The sequence below is a fragment of the Staphylococcus sp. Mo2-1 genome, assembly GCF_046721385.1.
GTDB lineage: Bacteria > Bacillota > Bacilli > Staphylococcales > Staphylococcaceae > Staphylococcus > Staphylococcus equorum_A.
Genome location: NZ_JBEUUK010000001.1, coordinates 400,869 through 418,262, shown reverse-complemented (window position 1 = coordinate 418,262; position 17,394 = coordinate 400,869). Strand labels below are relative to the sequence as shown.

At 33.6% G+C, this 17,394-nt stretch carries 15 protein-coding genes and 2 pseudogenes; 1 reads left to right on the top strand and 16 read right to left on the bottom strand.

The window, feature by feature from the left end; all coding sequences use genetic code 11:
- Positions 1 to 2 precede the first annotated feature (2 nt).
- The 4 genes from ABLV95_RS02120 to ABLV95_RS02105 all read right to left on the bottom strand — a co-directional run bounded on the left by ABLV95_RS02120 (position 3) and on the right by ABLV95_RS02105 (position 2,746).
- The gene (locus ABLV95_RS02120; protein ID WP_069833026.1) at positions 3 to 149 is read right to left on the bottom strand and encodes a teichoic acid D-Ala incorporation-associated protein DltX; all 147 of its coding nucleotides are present in this window, start codon (positions 147 to 149) and stop codon (positions 3 to 5) included.
- A gap of 409 nt (positions 150 to 558) precedes the next feature.
- Positions 559 to 1,518: a 2-hydroxyacid dehydrogenase gene (locus ABLV95_RS02115; RefSeq protein WP_069833025.1), complete on the bottom strand. Its 960-nt coding sequence runs from the start codon at positions 1,516 to 1,518 to the stop codon at positions 559 to 561.
- Between the two features lie 10 nt (positions 1,519 to 1,528).
- Positions 1,529 to 2,308, bottom strand: coding sequence for a TIGR01457 family HAD-type hydrolase (locus ABLV95_RS02110; RefSeq protein WP_069833024.1), 780 nt, complete (start codon positions 2,306 to 2,308; stop codon positions 1,529 to 1,531).
- 6 nt (positions 2,309 to 2,314) lie between these two features.
- On the bottom strand, positions 2,315 to 2,746 hold the full coding sequence (locus ABLV95_RS02105) for a DUF86 domain-containing protein (protein ID WP_069833023.1): 432 nt from the start codon (positions 2,744 to 2,746) through the stop codon (positions 2,315 to 2,317).
- A 148-nt stretch (positions 2,747 to 2,894) separates the two neighbouring features.
- On the opposite strand from ABLV95_RS02105, the gene ABLV95_RS02100 reads away from it, so the two are divergent.
- Positions 2,895 to 3,161, top strand: a complete 267-nt coding sequence (locus ABLV95_RS02100; RefSeq protein WP_002508165.1) for a DUF3055 domain-containing protein — start codon at positions 2,895 to 2,897, stop codon at positions 3,159 to 3,161.
- Positions 3,162 to 3,515: 354 nt separating this feature from the next.
- On the opposite strand, the gene ABLV95_RS02095 is transcribed toward ABLV95_RS02100, so the two are convergent.
- The 12 genes and pseudogenes from ABLV95_RS02095 to sufC form a co-directional block, all read right to left on the bottom strand.
- Positions 3,516 to 3,899 carry a YutD family protein gene (locus tag ABLV95_RS02095; protein ID WP_069833022.1) on the bottom strand — a complete coding sequence of 128 codons (384 nt, stop codon included), beginning with the start codon at positions 3,897 to 3,899 and terminating at the stop codon, positions 3,516 to 3,518.
- Between the two features lie 166 nt (positions 3,900 to 4,065).
- Positions 4,066 to 4,995 carry a lipoyl synthase gene (lipA, locus tag ABLV95_RS02090; RefSeq protein ID WP_069833021.1) on the bottom strand — a complete coding sequence of 310 codons (930 nt, stop codon included), beginning with the start codon at positions 4,993 to 4,995 and terminating at the stop codon, positions 4,066 to 4,068.
- Between the two features lie 81 nt (positions 4,996 to 5,076).
- On the bottom strand, positions 5,077 to 6,396 hold the full coding sequence (locus ABLV95_RS02085) for a bifunctional metallophosphatase/5'-nucleotidase (RefSeq protein WP_460876257.1): 1,320 nt from the start codon (positions 6,394 to 6,396) through the stop codon (positions 5,077 to 5,079).
- A gap of 22 nt (positions 6,397 to 6,418) precedes the next feature.
- Positions 6,419 to 7,243, bottom strand: a complete 825-nt coding sequence (locus tag ABLV95_RS02080) for a sulfite exporter TauE/SafE family protein (RefSeq protein ID WP_069833019.1) — start codon at positions 7,241 to 7,243, stop codon at positions 6,419 to 6,421.
- A gap of 10 nt (positions 7,244 to 7,253) precedes the next feature.
- The gene (locus ABLV95_RS02075) at positions 7,254 to 8,102 is read right to left on the bottom strand and encodes a DUF72 domain-containing protein (RefSeq protein ID WP_460876255.1); all 849 of its coding nucleotides are present in this window, start codon (positions 8,100 to 8,102) and stop codon (positions 7,254 to 7,256) included.
- A 214-nt stretch (positions 8,103 to 8,316) separates the two neighbouring features.
- A complete protein-coding gene (locus ABLV95_RS02070; RefSeq protein ID WP_460872484.1) occupies positions 8,317 to 9,384 on the bottom strand; it encodes an NAD(P)H-dependent flavin oxidoreductase in 1,068 nt (355 codons plus the stop codon).
- Positions 9,385 to 9,448: 64 nt separating this feature from the next.
- Positions 9,449 to 10,468: a hemolysin family protein gene (locus ABLV95_RS02065; RefSeq protein ID WP_460876253.1), complete on the bottom strand. Its 1,020-nt coding sequence runs from the start codon at positions 10,466 to 10,468 to the stop codon at positions 9,449 to 9,451.
- A 1,169-nt stretch (positions 10,469 to 11,637) separates the two neighbouring features.
- Positions 11,638 to 13,035: a Fe-S cluster assembly protein SufB gene (gene sufB, locus ABLV95_RS02060; RefSeq protein ID WP_460876251.1), complete on the bottom strand. Its 1,398-nt coding sequence runs from the start codon at positions 13,033 to 13,035 to the stop codon at positions 11,638 to 11,640.
- Between the two features lie 176 nt (positions 13,036 to 13,211).
- Positions 13,212 to 13,661: a Fe-S cluster assembly sulfur transfer protein SufU gene (gene sufU / locus ABLV95_RS02055; protein ID WP_460872482.1), complete on the bottom strand. Its 450-nt coding sequence runs from the start codon at positions 13,659 to 13,661 to the stop codon at positions 13,212 to 13,214.
- Positions 13,651 to 14,891: pseudogene (locus tag ABLV95_RS02050) on the bottom strand (cysteine desulfurase). The gene sufU and the pseudogene ABLV95_RS02050 overlap by 11 nt, the downstream one beginning before the upstream one ends.
- A 156-nt stretch (positions 14,892 to 15,047) precedes the next feature.
- Positions 15,048 to 16,356, bottom strand: a pseudogene (sufD, locus tag ABLV95_RS02045) (Fe-S cluster assembly protein SufD).
- A 105-nt stretch (positions 16,357 to 16,461) separates the two neighbouring features.
- Positions 16,462 to 17,220, bottom strand: a complete 759-nt coding sequence (sufC, locus tag ABLV95_RS02040; protein WP_069817969.1) for a Fe-S cluster assembly ATPase SufC — start codon at positions 17,218 to 17,220, stop codon at positions 16,462 to 16,464.
- Between the last annotated feature and the right edge of the window lie 174 nt (positions 17,221 to 17,394).

Sequence of the window (17,394 nt, the reverse complement as noted above, 5' to 3'; positions counted from 1 at the left end):
TATTAAAATTCATTATAAATAAAGTTGTTATGAGTATCGCCAGTACCATATATGAGATACAACGCTATAAAAATAGCAAAATAAAGCAGCGTTATGAGCCAGGGTTTTAACTTATGAAATAATGAATCTTGTTCTATTTTTTTACTCATTGTTCACCTCTTCTGTTTCAATTCAGACTATACTATAATCAAATTATGTAATAAATAAAATTTTATTAACCTAAGCAATTTACATTGCGTTAACATTTTACTAATATATTATACATTTTTTACCACCGCTTGACAATTGAATAAACAAATTTATATATAACAAAAATGTTATATTGAATGACGCATAAAAAGAGAGGAATTAATTTTTATTAAATATTGATATAACAAAATGAGCCTCATTAAAAATTAATGTTCTGTTATTTTATGTATTTAAACTTACGAATGTTCATCGTTTATTAAAAATGAGTATTTATTACCTCATTTTTATAATCAATTCAAATTTGAGCAAAAAAACTGCTAACAAAGTCAATGACTTTGTTAGCAGTTCTGAAAAACATGTAATTTAATTTTATGAAATCGGTGTTTTAGCATTTTTATGACTTAACACTAAGCGTATATTATCGACGCAAAGTTGAATCATACGATTTCTCGTTACTACAGATGCACTACCAATATGCGGTAAGATGACTGCATTTTTCATTGATAACAATGGATGCGTCATTTCAATCGGTTCTTGACGTAAGACATCCAAGCCACATGCAGCAATTTCTCCATCTTGTAAAGCATTGACAAGTGCTTCCTCATCAACAACTGCACCTCGTCCAATGTTAATGAATATTGCATCATTTTTCATCTTTTTAAATGCATCAGTATCAAATTTATTTCTTGTATCTTCAGTAAGTGGTGCTGTACAAATAATAAAATCACTATGCTCAAGCAATGTATCAAACGGCACGTACAAAGCGCCTAACGCTTCTTCAGCGTCTTTATGTCGTGATCTATTGTGATACATAATATTTGCATTGAATCCTTTCAAGCGTCTCGCAAAGGCTTTACCGATATCACCCATGCCGTAGATACCCACCTTAGCATTATATAAATCTTTACCTGCCAAAAGATATGGTCCCCAACTTTGCCATTCACCCTTTTGTACGTATTGTTCCGCTTCAACAATGCGTCTTGCCACGGTCAACATCAAAGTGAAGCCCAGTTCTGCTGTTGTCTCAGTTAACACGCCAGGCGTATTCGTAACAACTATCCCTTTACTTTGTACAAGTTGCACATCTATATTATCAAAACCAACTGCCATATTTGCAATCACTTTCAAATGAGGCGCCGCTTCTATAACTTCTTCGTCAATTTTTTCACTTAAAGTTATAAGACAAGCAGTTGCATCCTTTAAAGAGTCCAAAAATTTATCTCTTGGCATTGGTGTATAAGATTCGTTCCAAACTTCTACATCCGCAAGTGTTTCTAATTGTTCTATAAATGACTTAGGTATTTTTCTACTAACGACTATTTTATTCATACAATCACCCCTACATTTTGAGTTCTTTGATCACTTCATTCAAATCTTTAAACGTATAAGTCGGCGGTATTTCTTTTAGTACGATTTGTTCCTTAGTTGTGACGCCAGTTTGTACATGTATCGTATCAATGCCCACATTAATTCCTGAAAGAATATCCGTATCATATAAATCTCCAACCATAGCTACTTCTGAGCGCTCTAAATCTAAAATTTCTAATGCTTTTTTCATAATAATAGGTTCAGGTTTACCGATAAATGTCGGTTGAACACCTGTAGATACTGTTACAACACTTGTAATAGCTCCGTTACCTGGTAAAAAGCCTCGTTCTTTAGGTATCGATACATCTTGATTCGTTGATATAAATTTTGCACCATTGCGTACGCCTAATGTTGCAGTGGTTAATTTTTCATAAGTCACTGCTTCATCTAATCCAATTACTACGTAATCAACAAACTCATCGTCTTTCAATATTAATCCATGACTAGTGAGTGCTTTTTCAAGGCCGCTACCACCTAACATATAAACAGTAGCACCTGGTGATGCTTCTGAAATGTATTCAGCAGTTGCAAGTGCTGAAGTAACTACTTCATCAGCCTTTGCATCTATACCCATTGTATGTAATTTAGAAGCTACTTCTTCTGGTTCTTTCGTAGAATTGTTCGTTACATATAAGTGTGGAATTTGTTGTTGGTTTAGATATTCTATAAATTGCGTTGCACCATCAATCGTTTCATTACCTTTATACATCGTGCCATCTAAATCAATAAGATAAGCTTTGTAATTTTTCATTAATACTTACTCTCCTTTTTTACCAAAAGCTGTAACTGGCACATCTTCACTTTTTAAAAAATGTATGACTTCTTCAATAAATTGTTGATAATAAGGCACTGCCTCATCAAAAAGTGGTATAAGACTGGCCGTATCAAGTTCATCATAATAGTGGACAAACTGCTTTCTTACATCGACCGTTTCATTGATGTGAACTTGTGTGTCTTTAGAAATCACTTTTTCTAATTCTAAAATATCGATAACATCTTTATAGTTACCTGGGTCTCTTAATATAAAGCCATCAATTACCATATTTCCAATATCTACAGCTGACTCTATAAACATTTGTGCAATACGTTCAAACGCATAGTGATTATCTTTATTTTGAGGATAATCTGTAATTAATTGTTGTAAATAATTTAACTTTGTATTCAATTTTTCTTTATTAACAAAATACATCATCGTCACCCCTATCACTCTAATCATACCATACCTTTGCAGTCGAATTCATTTATCGTTATACTGTGAATTAAGACTTTTTAACCATAGAAAATATATTAACTACTGCATTATATTATAAGTCACACGCTACGAGGAGTGTAATAAAATGATTGATATGTATCTATATGACGACGACGAATCAGCTCAAGTCCAATTTGTCGGTTTTGTAGGCGAACATAGTCGTTACGATTTGATGTTAGTCCAAACCAATCGCCATTTTGGTAAAACTATCGTATTAAATATGCAAACAAATAAATTTGGGATTATCGGCACAGATGATTTAGAAGAAGAAGGTTACATCTCGTACATACTTGGTGTTAATGAAGATGAAGGAAATGAAATCACCGAATATTTAAATGAAGTCATTCAATAGTTATTAACTGTTGGAAAAGTTCATCGTTCTTTTTATATCACTTTTTCATACGAAAGGCCTGATGAAACAATGCGAGCAAGAACTACAGTTCCAATCCGTATTCCTGAACATGAACAATCAACATATTTTAATATAGCGAAAGGGGAGTGGGACAGAAATCTAATTTTTCTAATAAAATTTCGTCGTCCCACCCCGGCACAGCTGACTAGAATTGAAAAAAGCTTGATATAAGCGCATTTTCAATTCAGTCAGCCACTGCCAATATAAAAAAAGGAGGCTAAGACATGTAATATGTCCCAGCCTCCTTTTTAAATTGGGAGTTTTAGGTTCTGCTCCCGTTTTATTAATCAATATTTATTTTTCTGTATCTTGAATACTTGGCTTAATCTTTACATCTTGCAATTTATTTTCTTCAAAATCAGGATCAGCCTCTTCAGTTTCATCTACATGTGCTTTAAGTTCCTGTTCCGGAATACGTCTCAAGATAAAATATGGGCAACCAAAATTACAGTATTCTAATAAATAATCCTGTATTGTCGAAAAACGTTTGCTCAACTCTGCCTTTTTGTTTTTATCAGTATAAAAACCTTTTAATCTTAATTGTTCGTAACCAAAGTCACCTACGATATAATCATACTTATCTAATATGTCAGAATAACGATTTGCGAATGTTTCCTCGTCAAAACATTCTCTATACTCTTCTATGATTTCAAAGTAGTGTTCATTCACTTTTATCATTTCATTCACCTAATCTAAGTATACTATCCATGCATTCAATGAACACCAAACTGCTATAGTCAGTCTCATGTGATGTATATATACTTTATATTTCTAATAAAGACTTAGTCCATAAAGTGAAGCTAAAATAAGCACACTTAACAAATGAACTAAGTCTTTTTCGCTATTAAATCTTTGTATCAGTACCCAATTTTTCTTCACCAATACGATGTCTTTCTTTTGCTGCTGCATTCACTTGCTCATCTGCATGATATGAACTTCTTACAAGCGGTCCAGCTTGGCAATGTTTGAAACCTTTATCCATCGCAATTTTTCTTAATTTACCAAATTCTAATGGTGTATAGTATTTTTCAACTTTTAAATGTTTACGTGAAGGTTGCAAATATTGACCTATTGTTAAGATATCTACATCATTTGCTCGTAAGTCATCCATTGTTTCATAGATTTCTTCATGTGTTTCACCTAAACCTACCATTAAACTTGATTTAGTCGGAATATCGGGTTGCAACTCTTTTGAGCGTCTTAAGAACTCTAACGTACGATCATACGTTGCTCTTGCACGAACTGTCGGCGTTAATCGGCGGACTGTCTCGATATTGTGATTTAAAATATCTGGTTTTGAAGCCATTAATGTTTCTAATGCTTCAAAATCTCCACCCATATCTGATGGCAAGATTTCTATTGAAGTAAACGGATTACGTTCACGTACCTTACGTACCGTCTCAGCATAAACATTTGAACCAGCGTCTCTTAAATCATCGCGTGCTACTGCTGTTATAACAACATGTTTTAAGTTCATTAATTCAACAGATTCAGCCACGCGTTCTGGCTCATCTAAATCTAACTCGTTAGGTAATCCTGTCTTAACTGCACAGAAACGACAAGCACGTGTACATACTGCACCTAAAATCATAAATGTAGCAGTACGACGTTCTCCCCAACATTCATGTATATTGGGACACTTTGCCTCTTCACAAACTGTATGCAAATTCTTTTCGCGCATCATTTTCTTCAGTCCAGTGTAGTTCTCATTAGTGTTTAGCTTTATTTTCAGCCAATCTGGTTTACGTAAAATTTCTTCGTTTTTAGTAGCCATATCCGCACAATCCTCCTGAGTTTGAAATCTGTAATCATTATAACGAAATTTTCAATAAATTTAAACGTATATTGTTAGTTTTTAAAATTCTAGTAATTTTTCCTTGAAGATATCTCTTAAAAATTCAGGCATTAAGTAATCTATAGCCTCATCTTTTAACATTGGGAAATAACGGCCGAATGTATACATATCAACCGTTCCTAGAATGTAAGTCGCTTCATCATCAATTTCTTCGCCGTTAATAAAGTAACGTGATTCAGACTCAATAAAACCTAAATTATATAATATATATCCACCAAATATATTACCTCTAAAGCCTAATCCTTGTGCATGCTCATGAATATACTCTTGTTTTTGGCTTTTTATTATAACGTTTTTCAATTCTTGACCACTTAATTTAACTCGTACTGCATTAATTGGATGAGGTAGCATCTGATGAATATCATATTCAGTGACTTGATCAGCAATGACACCTTTAACGATTAATCCAGCATTGATAATCGTACAGTCAGCATTCGTAAATTCAAATATACTTTCAGCAAGCATATACGATGTTTGTGTAATAACATTTGTTCTGCGTGGTAGCTCTATTTGTCGATCGATAATAGGATCACTTAAAAGCGCCTTACCTTCCGCTTCAAAATTTGTCTCAACTTCAGGCAAAGTTTCTACTGGATATATCGTAGCTTCTTTTTTAACGACTTGTTTGTTTTCAATTTCAAGGGTAACTTCACCTAAAAAATTACCGTATTTGCCTGCGACTGCCATTAATACACCATTATTCATTTCACCATTTTCAAAATAATGATGGGTATGACTACCTAAAATAAGGTCAATTTCAGGAATTTCTTGGCATAACTTTTCATCGAAGAAAACACCAACATGACTCATAATAATTAATAAATCATACTCGCCTTCATTTGCACTAATTTCATCTTTAATGGCTTCTAAAGGATTAGTTACTACCCAATCAAGTGCTCTATAAAAAGGCGTGAATGGTGCAGTAGCCGCAATAAATAAAATGCGTACACCATCTATCACTTTAATTAAAGATGGTGATAGATGATTCGGTAATTGTCCTTGTTCATCAAAAACATTTGCACAAGTCACTTCGAAGTTCGCATCATCATAAAGTGTATTTAAAGCTTCATGTGAAATTGTCATGCCTTCATTATTGCCAATCGTGGCAATATCACATTGTGCCTTATTTAACAATTCAACATTTTTTATACCCATCGTCGCCTCAGTAACTGGCGCAGATAAATCAACATGGTCGCCAATATCTAAATAGAGTGAGGGATGATTTAGTTTCGGTCTATCTTCGGCTAAATATTTTGAAATTCGTGCATATTCATGTAAATGACTATGTATATCATTTGTATGATAAATCGTTAGTTTCATCTATATTTCCCCTCCTCTTACTTTATAGGAATGATTTTATTATTAAGTATATACCCATAATTAACATAAATGTACGTAATAAAAAGACTACTGTATCTGATTTTATGGATTGATTCACTTTCACGCCTAGTTTAGCGCCAAAATAACTTGCAATAATTAGAACAATAGCATACGACCATGCTACATGGCCTTGTACAATGTGTCCTGCTGAACTCATTATACTTGTGAAAAATATCATCATCATACTTGTACCGACTGCCACATGGGGCGGGAACCTAAATACAATAAGCATTAATGGTGTCATTAATGCACCGCCACCAATGCCGAATAATCCAGTTAAAGTACCAATAAATAGCGTCGCAATAAATGCTACTAGCGGCGGTACACTATAATGATATTTTTTACCATTACCATCGACATAACTGCGCTCATATTTGGGTTTATCAAATATTTTAAATGGCTTAATCTTATTTCTTATAATAAGTAAGATGGCTACAATGATTAAGAATATACCGAAATATAAATTAAAGGATTCTAACGTTAAATAGCGACTTAGTAGTGCTCCAATTAAAGAACCAGGCAATAAGCCAAATAAAAATATTGATCCGTTCTTCACATCTACTTGCTTTGTTTTTAAATAACCTAACGTTGAAGTTAAACCCGTAACTATTAAAATAACGGAAGATGTTCCTATAGCGATTTGAGGCGTAATACCTTCTAATAGGTTATTCTCTACCCCAAGATATATTAATGTTGGCACGATAATGATACCGCCACCGATACCCACAATAGAGCCTAAAACTGCTGATAACCCTCCAATTAAAATCAATAATATAATTGTAAACATGTAATCTCTCCTAGAATAATTTTAATTGTTGCGGCGCTAACCCTTGATAATCTATGCCTAATATTTTTTGATAAGTTTTTGCATTTTGAGCAGCATGGCCACCAGAATTATTATTAAAAACAACATAAATGTTTTTAGCTTTGTGTTCTAATACTTTCACTTTATTTACTAAATCTTTTAATTCTTGTTCATTATAATCATATAGATACCTTACATCTCTCCACGCTTCATCGGTCATGTCTTTTTTAGTCCAGCCGTGAACATTTCTCCCATGATACCTAACAAATGCAGTTTCATGCGTAATGCGATTAACTAACGGAATCGAACCTTGACCTGCTTGCGGTTCATCACATACAGAATGAATTATTTGTTGTCGCGTTAAAAAAGCTAATGTTTCTTCTTTATACGCGTCATTAAACCATGATCGATTACGAAATTCTACACACATAGGAAATGCTTTGAGTTGCTCACGAATATAACGTATATATGTAATATTTTGAACTGTACAATCAAACCATGGTGGAAATTGCACTAATACCATAGCAAGTTTATTTTCGTCTTTTAATGGTTGTAACATCGCTTTAAATTGATCAAATAATGTTTGTCTGGTTTCTGCATAATCATGATAATCAGCATGTAAAGTTAATGCTTGATGTATCTTTACGACAAATTCAAAACGTTCAGGTGTTTCTCTTATCCATTTTCGTATATTTCTTTCAGGTTGAATTGCATAATAAGTAGCATCTAATTCTACTGTCGGGAAATGACTTGCATAGGTCACTAGTTTATCTGTCTTTCGTTGCAAGTCTTCATATAATGAATCATGATCGCCCCAACCTGTTAATCCAATATTTATCATAGTATCACCAATGTAATGATACCATATATGTTTTATTGGATTCACTTGATTAAATTTAATTTACTATAACTTTAAAAAGTAAGAGATTGCTATATAATACAGAGTTCACTTAGCCTATTTTACTCATTCCTATATTATAGAAAAACGATTGCTCATAATGTAAGGATACGAGCAATCGTATAGCGTGAGGCATCTATATTATTGATATAACAATTTAACTATTCAATAGTGCTTTTGATTCATTAATTATACGTTGAATTAACAACGTAGCGGAAACATTTTGAGCAAGTCGTGGACTTTGACCGCTCCATAAGTGTGTCCACTGTGCGTCGCCTTTTTGAGTCGCTTCTTTACGAATCGCACTCGTTAACTGGTTTTGAATTGGATAATCTGGTATATCATCGTCATATTCATCCATTTTATGGATAAAATCATTATCAATACCTCGAGCGAACTTTCCAGTGAATACATTAGTCACAACAGTATCTGTTTCTTTACTTTGTTGTATCATATTTTTATATAGTGATGATGCGCCACTTTCTTCAGTAGTTAAAAATGCAGTTCCCATTTGAACTGCTTCTGCACCTAAAACGATACTTGCAACAAGTCCACGACCATCCATAATACCGCCAGATGCAATAATTGGTATATCAATTGCATCAGCAATCTGAGGGACAAGTGACATCGTTCCAATTAATGGCGTCTGATTACTTCCAGTCACAGTAAACGAACCTCGATGACCCCCTGCTTCACTACCTTGTGCAATAATAGCATCTACCCCTGCACTTTCATTAGCAATCGCTTCATCTACAGAAGTTGCAGTACCCATAATGGTTATATCTCTTTCTTTTAATTTTGCAATCGTTGTTTGATCAGGTATACCGAAAGTAAAAGTAACCACCGGCACGCCTTTTTCAATAACAATATCAATCGCGTGATTAAATTGATGTGTTTCATCCATATTCAATACTGGCTCTTCAAGGTTAAACGCACGCCGATACGGTTTTAACCAAGCATTCATATGCTCTACCTTATCTGGAATATATAATTTCTGACTAGGTACAAACAAATTAACTGCATACGGTAAATCAGTCAGTTGTTGTACATAGGTAATTTCTTTTTCAAGTCTTTCAGGTGTGAAATAACCTGCACCGATACTTCCCAATCCTCCACTATTACTCACAGTTGCTACTAATTCAGGCGTTGTGTTACCTGCCATGCCTGCTTGCAAAATAGGAAATCTAATACCTAAAATCTCAGTAATTCTAGATGATAATTTCATTTAGCACGCCCCTTTTCAACACTTATGTTTAACTGCAAAATGAGTATGAAAGTATTGTAAAATGTTATTTCTTGTTGTATGCTTTCATTTGTTCTTCGATTTTTTCATTTTCTTCTTCATCCATTTCATCTTCGATTTCCATACCTAACATTTCTTCAATAAGATCTTCATAGGATACAATTCCATCTGTGCCACCGTATTCATCTAATACAATCGCCAAATGTTTACGCGATACAGTCATTTTTCTTAACACCCACTCAGCCCTATTATGCTCATTTACAAATAAAGCTTCAGAAGTATATTGTGACATATTGTTATCAGTCTCACGGCTCCATGCTAATAAATATTTCGAATGGAAAACACCTATAACATTATCTATATCTTCATCATACACAGGATAACGGGTATATGGGTTTGAAACAACTGTATCATATGCCTCTTTATAGGATACATCTGATGAAAATGCTGTGACATTTATTCGAGGTGTTGTATCAATATCTTTAATTTTTAATTTTTCAAAATCCATAACTCCTTGTATACGGTTACGTTCCATTTCATTAAAGGCACCTTCACTACCGGCAATCGAAACCATCTGTCTGATTTCCTCTTTTGAAAATCGTTGTTGGTCTTCGTTGCCTTTGGAAAGAAACTTATTTATTGCGTCAGTCATACCATTTAAAACTAACGTTATTGGTTTAAATATCATAATAAAGAATGAAATCGGTGTATAAACTAAACGTGAGATCCTATCAGGGTACGTTGCGGCAATCGATTTGGGGATGACTTCAGATATTACAATAATTGTTACTGTTGTCACTACTGTTGCAATACTAACACTTATGCCTAAATCTACAGCTAAAATCGTTATTAATGTAGGTAAAACAATATTTGCTATATTATTACCAATAAGAATGGTGGTAATAAATTGACTTGGTTTGGTTAATAATTTCGATATCTTTCCGGACTTTTTATCGCCCTGTTGTGCTTCCGTTTGCATCTTCATCTTATTCGCAGCTGTTAATGCGGTTTCGGCGCCTGAAAAGAAAAATGAAGCAAACAAAAGTATGATTATCGCTATAATCATATATGCATTACTCCTTTAGTAAAATTTATAATAAAAAAATTTATAAGTTGTACTTTAATTCCCTTCTTTCATAATTTATAAACGTTACAAAAGGATTAGTATTTTGAATCATCTAATTGTGAAGCATTAACTAAATTAAATTTTAAATAAGTTAATTAGCAAATATCATCCTTTAGTACTATTTCTTTTCATTTATATATTATGAATTTTATAGCTATGCTAGAATTAAACTAAGCGTGACACTTAGGTACGCTAAATTTGGGAAACTCTTCACAAACTCACTTTTATTAGTGAGTTTTTTAAGCTAACTCTACAAGGAATGTTTTATTTATGGGAAATTTAATGATGTATACGGCTTTTGCCTTTTTCTGTATATTATTCTTAATAATAATTTTCAGTATCCTATTTGATATTAGCAAACTCGGAAAATGGATTATTATTTGTACAGTAATGATACTGCTCTTATCAATTATCGTTTTGTACAGAACAGGTGCAGACCTGAGAAGAGAAAATATCAGTACACTCCAATACGGCACTATCTATACATAAAAACAAGTGCCCGACCAATTCATATGGTCGGGCACTTGTTTTCTTATCCTTCTTAAAATTCATCAAACCATCACTCTATGAACGGTGAAATATTTGAAATATACCTTAACTTTATTCTATTTTCCAAGAAAATATTTCACGAATAGTATGATCGATGTATACCTATGCTATAAACTTCCCTTGTATTTATTGAAATTTTGATAGCCCATAAAGTTGTTTCTTCATTAAAGGGGTGTTTTTTTATTAAGTACTATATGACATTAGTTTCTGCCTTTGCTACATTAGTCGCCTATTTCATACCTATATTATCTTTTAACAAAGTATTTAATGGCAACTTATATTTTTATAGCGGCTTTTTTATCATCATAATATTAATTATGATTAATATTATTTCAGCTATTAATGGTGATCGCGTTGTAAATAGCATACTGTGTTTATTAACATTGGTAGCACTACTTATTTTCATTTTTCCAATATGGAAAGTTTTAATTTTCTAAAATCATGCATAAAAAAGCACGAGATGATACGCATGCTTCGATAACATTTAAAGAATAAATGGTATTGAATTTGTATCTCTCGTGCTTTTATTTTATAAGAAATTGTTGAATCAGTAGCTATGATTAGCCAATTGATCCTTCCATTTCGAATTTGATTAAACGGTTCATTTCAACAGCATATTCCATTGGAAGTTCTTTTGTAAATGGTTCAATGAAGCCCATTACAATCATTTCAGTCGCTTCTTCTTCTGAAATACCACGACTCATTAAATAGAATAATTGTTCTTCTGAAACTTTAGATACTTTTGCTTCATGTTCTAACGAAATATTGTCATTAAATACTTCATTATATGGGATAGTATCTGAAGTAGATTCGTTATCTAAAATTAACGTATCACATTCAATGTTTGAACGTGCGCCTTTTGCTTTACGGCCAAAGTGCACGATACCACGATAAACAACTTTACCGCCATCTTTAGAAATAGATTTAGAAACAATTGTAGAAGATGTGTTTGGCGCTTTATGAATCATTTTCGCCCCAACATCTTGTACTTGTCCTTTACCGACAAATGCGATAGATAACGTACTACCTTTAGCACCTTCGCCTAAAAGTACACAGTTTGGATATTTCATAGTTAACTTAGAACCTAAGTTACCATCAACCCATTCCATATTACCATTCTCATATACTAAAGTACGTTTTGTAACTAAGTTATATACGTTGTTCGCCCAGTTTTGAATCGTTGTATAACGCACATGTGCGTCTTTGTGTACAATGATTTCAACAACAGCTGAGTGTAACGAGCTTGTTGAGTATACTGGTGCCGTACAACCTTCTACATAGTTCACAGATGCGCCTTCATCAGCAATGATTAAAGTACGCTCAAATTGACCCATGTTTTCAGAGTTAATACGGAAATAAGCTTGTAAAGGTGTATCTAGTTTAATGTTTTTTGGAACATAAATAAATGATCCACCTGACCAAACAGCTGAGTTTAACGCTGAGAATTTATTATCTGCAGCAGGTACTACTGTTGAGAAATACTGTCTGAATAAATCTTCGTTTTCTCTTAAAGCACTGTCTGTATCTTTAAAGATGATACCTTGGTCTTCAAGTTCTTTCTCCATGTTATGGTAAACAACTTCTGATTCATATTGTGCTGAAACACCAGCAAGATATTTTTGCTCAGCTTCAGGAATACCTAATTTATCAAACGTACGTTTAATTTCTTCAGGCACTTCATCCCATGAGCGTTCTGTATTTTCTGATGGTTTAACATAATAAGTGATATCATCAAAGTTTAATTCTGATAAATCCCCACCCCACTGTGGCATAGGCATTTTGTAGAATTGTTTCAATGATTTTAATCTATAATTAAGCATCCATTCAGGTTCACTTTTCATATTCGAAATTTCGCGGACAATATTTTCTGTCAAACCGCGTTCTGATCTAAAAATGGAAACATCTTCGTCGTGGAAACCATATTGATAATTCCCAACATCAGGTGCTTTTTTAGCCATTTAAATCACTCCTTTTATATATTAAAAACGACTTACGTGCAAGTTCATTTATTGTATTATTCTCTTTAACTGTCTGCTATAAGAATAATGATTTCATCTATATACATTCATGAAATTTCATGTTGTTCATACTAGTTTGAATGGGATTTTACACAATGTCAATGCTTCGACTCGAATTAGTCTTCTGCATTGCCTTCCTTTTCAACTGTACCCTTTTCTAAGGCTTTCCAAGCTAACGTGGCACATTTAATTCTTGCAGGAAATTGTGAAACACCTTGCGGCGCTTCAATATCCCCCATGTCTTCACTGATTTCATACTCTTCGCCAAGCATCATTTTCGAGAATTCTTGACTCATTTTCATGGCATCAGCTAAAGAATTGCCTTTAACCGCTTCGGTCATCATTGAGGCGCTAGACATTGAAATAGAACAGCCTTCTCCATCAAATTTAGCATCTTTGATAAAACCATCTTCTATATCAAACGTAAGATGAATACGATCCCCACACGTTGGATTGTTCATGTCTACTGTCATAGAGCCATTATCTAAAGTACCTTTATTTCTAGGGCTTTTGTAATGATCCATAATTACTGAACGATACAACTGATTTAAATTATTAAAATTCATATGAGAAAAACTCCTTCGTTTGTTTCAAGGCTTCAACTAATTGGTCAATATCTTCTGTCGTGTTATAAATATAAAAACTTGCACGGGCTGTAGAAGATTGTTTTAACCATTTCATTAGTGGTTGAGCACAGTGATGCCCCGCGCGAACAGCTACACCTTCAGTATCAACTGCAGTTGCAACGTCATGCGCATGAACATCAGTCATATTGAAAGTAATGATACCAAGCACGACGATCTTTTGCCGGACCATATATCTCGATACCTTCTATCTCTGACATTTTGTCATAAGCATACTGTGTTAATGTCGCTTCATGTTGATGAATTGCTTCGAATCCTAAATTTTGTAAATATTTTATAGCCTCTGCAAAGCCAATCGCTTGTGCAATAAGTGGTGTACCTGCTTCGAATTTTGTTGGCAAATCTGCCCATGATGCTTCATATTTATCAACAAAGTCTATCATATCTCCACCAAATTCAACTGGCTCCATGTTATTTAGCAATGTACGTTTACCATATAACACACCAATACCCGTTGGACCAAGCATTTTGTGACCACTAAAACTATAAAAATCAGCACCTAAGTCTTGCATATCTATATCCATATGAGGGGCAGCTTGCGCACCATCCACACTGATAATTGCACCATGTTCATGCGCAATTTCGGTAATAGCTTTGATATCATTTATAGTGCCCAATACGTTAGAAACATGAGCAATCGCAACTATTTTAGTTTTTTCATTAATAGTCGCTTTAACGTCCTCAATCGCTAATTCTCCATCTTCAGTTAAGGGAATAAATTTCAATTCTGCTTTTTTACGCTTCGCTAATTGCTGCCAAGGTACAATGTTGGCATGATGTTCCATTTCAGTAACAACAATTTCATCACCTTCAGAAACATTCGCATCGCCATAGCTATGTGCAACAATATTAATCGCCGCTGTCGTGCCACGTGTGAAGATAATTTCTTCAAAATATTTCGCATTTATAAAACGTCTTACCGTTTCACGTGCATTTTCATAGCCATCTGTTGCTAATGAACCGAGTGTATGAACACCACGATGTACATTAGAGTTATATCGTTTGTAGTAATCATCAATCGCATCAATCACTTGGATAGGCGTTTGACTTGTTGCTGTAGAGTCTAGATAAGCTAGTCTATTACCATGTACTTGCTTGCTCAAGAATTGGAAAATCTTTTACAATTTCACTAACATTTAATGATTCGGTCAATTTATCCACAGACCTTTCTTAATTAAAAATCTATAATCAGACCTTAGTAAAGTTAGGAAGACTCGTTTAATTCAAATTTAAAACGTACTTAATAAGAATCATTCGCTTTCCTAACACTTGAATTACTACTGTCCTTAACGTAATTAATTTCGTTAATTATTTATTAATTTTAAGTTCAATTACTTCACGTAATTTGCGTTTTACATCTTCAATCGGTAGTTCACGAACTACTGGATCTAAGAAACCGTGAATAACTAAACGTTCAGCTTCTCGACGTGAAATACCACGACTCATCAAGTAGTAAAGTTGTTCTGGATCTACACGGCCTACTGATGCTTGCATGTCCTGCTTCTACGTCATCTTCATCTATTAATAGAATTGGGTTCGCATCCCCACGTGCATTTTCAGAAAGCATAAGTACACGTGATTCTTGTTGCGCGTTTGATTTAGTACCGCCATGTTTAATGTAACCAATACCATTAAATATTGTTGAAGCACTTTCTAACATAACGCCATGTTTTAAAATATATCCATTTGTTTCTTTACCGTATTGTACGATTTTAGACGTTAAATTGATTTTTTGACTACCCGTACCAACGACAACAGATTTTAATTCACTTTCTGAGCGATCACCAATTAAATTAGTAGTATTATCGATAATTTGACTACCTTCATTCATTAGTCCTAATGCCCAGTTAATTGTTGCGTCTGTTTCTGTCATACCACGACGAATAATGTGACCAGTAAAGCCTTTGTCTAAATAATCTACTGAACCATAAGTGATTTTCGAGTTTGCACCAACACTTACTTCTGAAACGATGTTAAGTTGGTTACCTTCACCGCTTGCATTTGACAAGTAGTTTTCAACATACGTTACTTCTGCACTTTCTTCAGTAGTAATGATAACGTGATTATAGAAACTTGCATTAGCATCGTCATGTAAAACAACGTATTGAATTGGATGTTCAACCACTACGTTTTTAGGTACATATACAAACATACCACCATTAACAAGCGCTGTGTGTAATGCTGTTAATCTATGTTCATCAACAGTTACTGTGTCATTCATAAAATATTTTTTCACTAAATCAGGATGATTCTTCAACGCGTCTGATAATCCTTCAATGATTACGCCATCGTTTTTTGCAGAATCAGAAACCTTTGTAAAAGCAAGTGTATTATTATGTTGTATTACTAAGTTCTCAGTGTTTTCTACATCAATAATTTCTTTTACTTCTGCAGGTAGGTCTTCTATTGATTCATAAACATTACCTACTGTTTCATGTTGTTTAAATGAATCAAAATCCCATTTGTTAATTTTTGTTTTATCTGGTTTTGGCATTTCTAAAGTTTCAGTTAATTTCAACGCTTCTCTACGTAATTCAGTTAACCAAGAAGGTTCATTATGGGCTTGTGAATATTCAACAAGTTGAGCTTCAGAAATGTTCAAAGTTTCAGTCGTCATACTATTTTTTCCTCCCATTTGATGATTGTATGATTTAATTCATTGGTATAAATCAAAACCTTAAATCTTCATCTAAATTAATGTTTTCATATGATTTGAGACTTATTATTGAGCGTTGAACTCTTCTTTAACCCATTCATAGCCTTCTTCTTCTAAACGTTTTGCTAATTCCGGTCCACCTGAAGTAACTACTTTGCCCGCATACATAACATGTACATGGTCTGGAGTAATGTAGTTTAATAGACGTTGATAATGAGTGATAATTAATGCACCGAATTCTTCGCCACGCATTAAGTTGATACCTTTAGATACTACTTTTAGAGCATCGATATCTAAACCAGAGTCAATTTCATCTAAAATTGCGAATTTTGGTTCTAACATCATTAATTGAAGAATTTCATTACGTTTTTTCTCGCCGCCAGAGAATCCTTCATTTAAATAACGTTGTGCCATATCTTGATCGATATCTAAACGATCCATTTCTTTATCTAATTTTTTGATGAATTGCATCAAATTAATTTCATTACCTTCTCCACGTTTAACATTAATTGCTGAACGTAGAAAATCTGCAGTTGTTACACCAGTGATTTCTGATGGATATTGCATTGCTAAGAAAAGGCCTGCTTTTGCACGTTCGTCAACTTCTAGTTCTAATATGTTAACGCCGTCTAATAAAACTTCACCTTTCGTTACTTCGTAGCTAGGGTGTCCCATGATTGCTGATGATAATGTTGATTTACCAGTACCATTTGGTCCCATTACAACGTGTATTTCGTCTGTGTTAATTGTTAAGTTAACACCTTTAAGAATTTCTTTATCTTCAATAGACACATGTAGGTCCTTAATTTCTAATGTTGATGGCATACATATTCCCTCCGTATTATATGATATGTTTTTCTTATCTAGTTTATAATAATTTTAATCTACAGTCAAAAGACTGAGCCTTTGTTACATCTTCTAATTATAACGTAGTTATATTTGAATATAAACCTTTTCAGGAGCTAAATTAAAATCGTTATTAAAACACAATCATTTTCG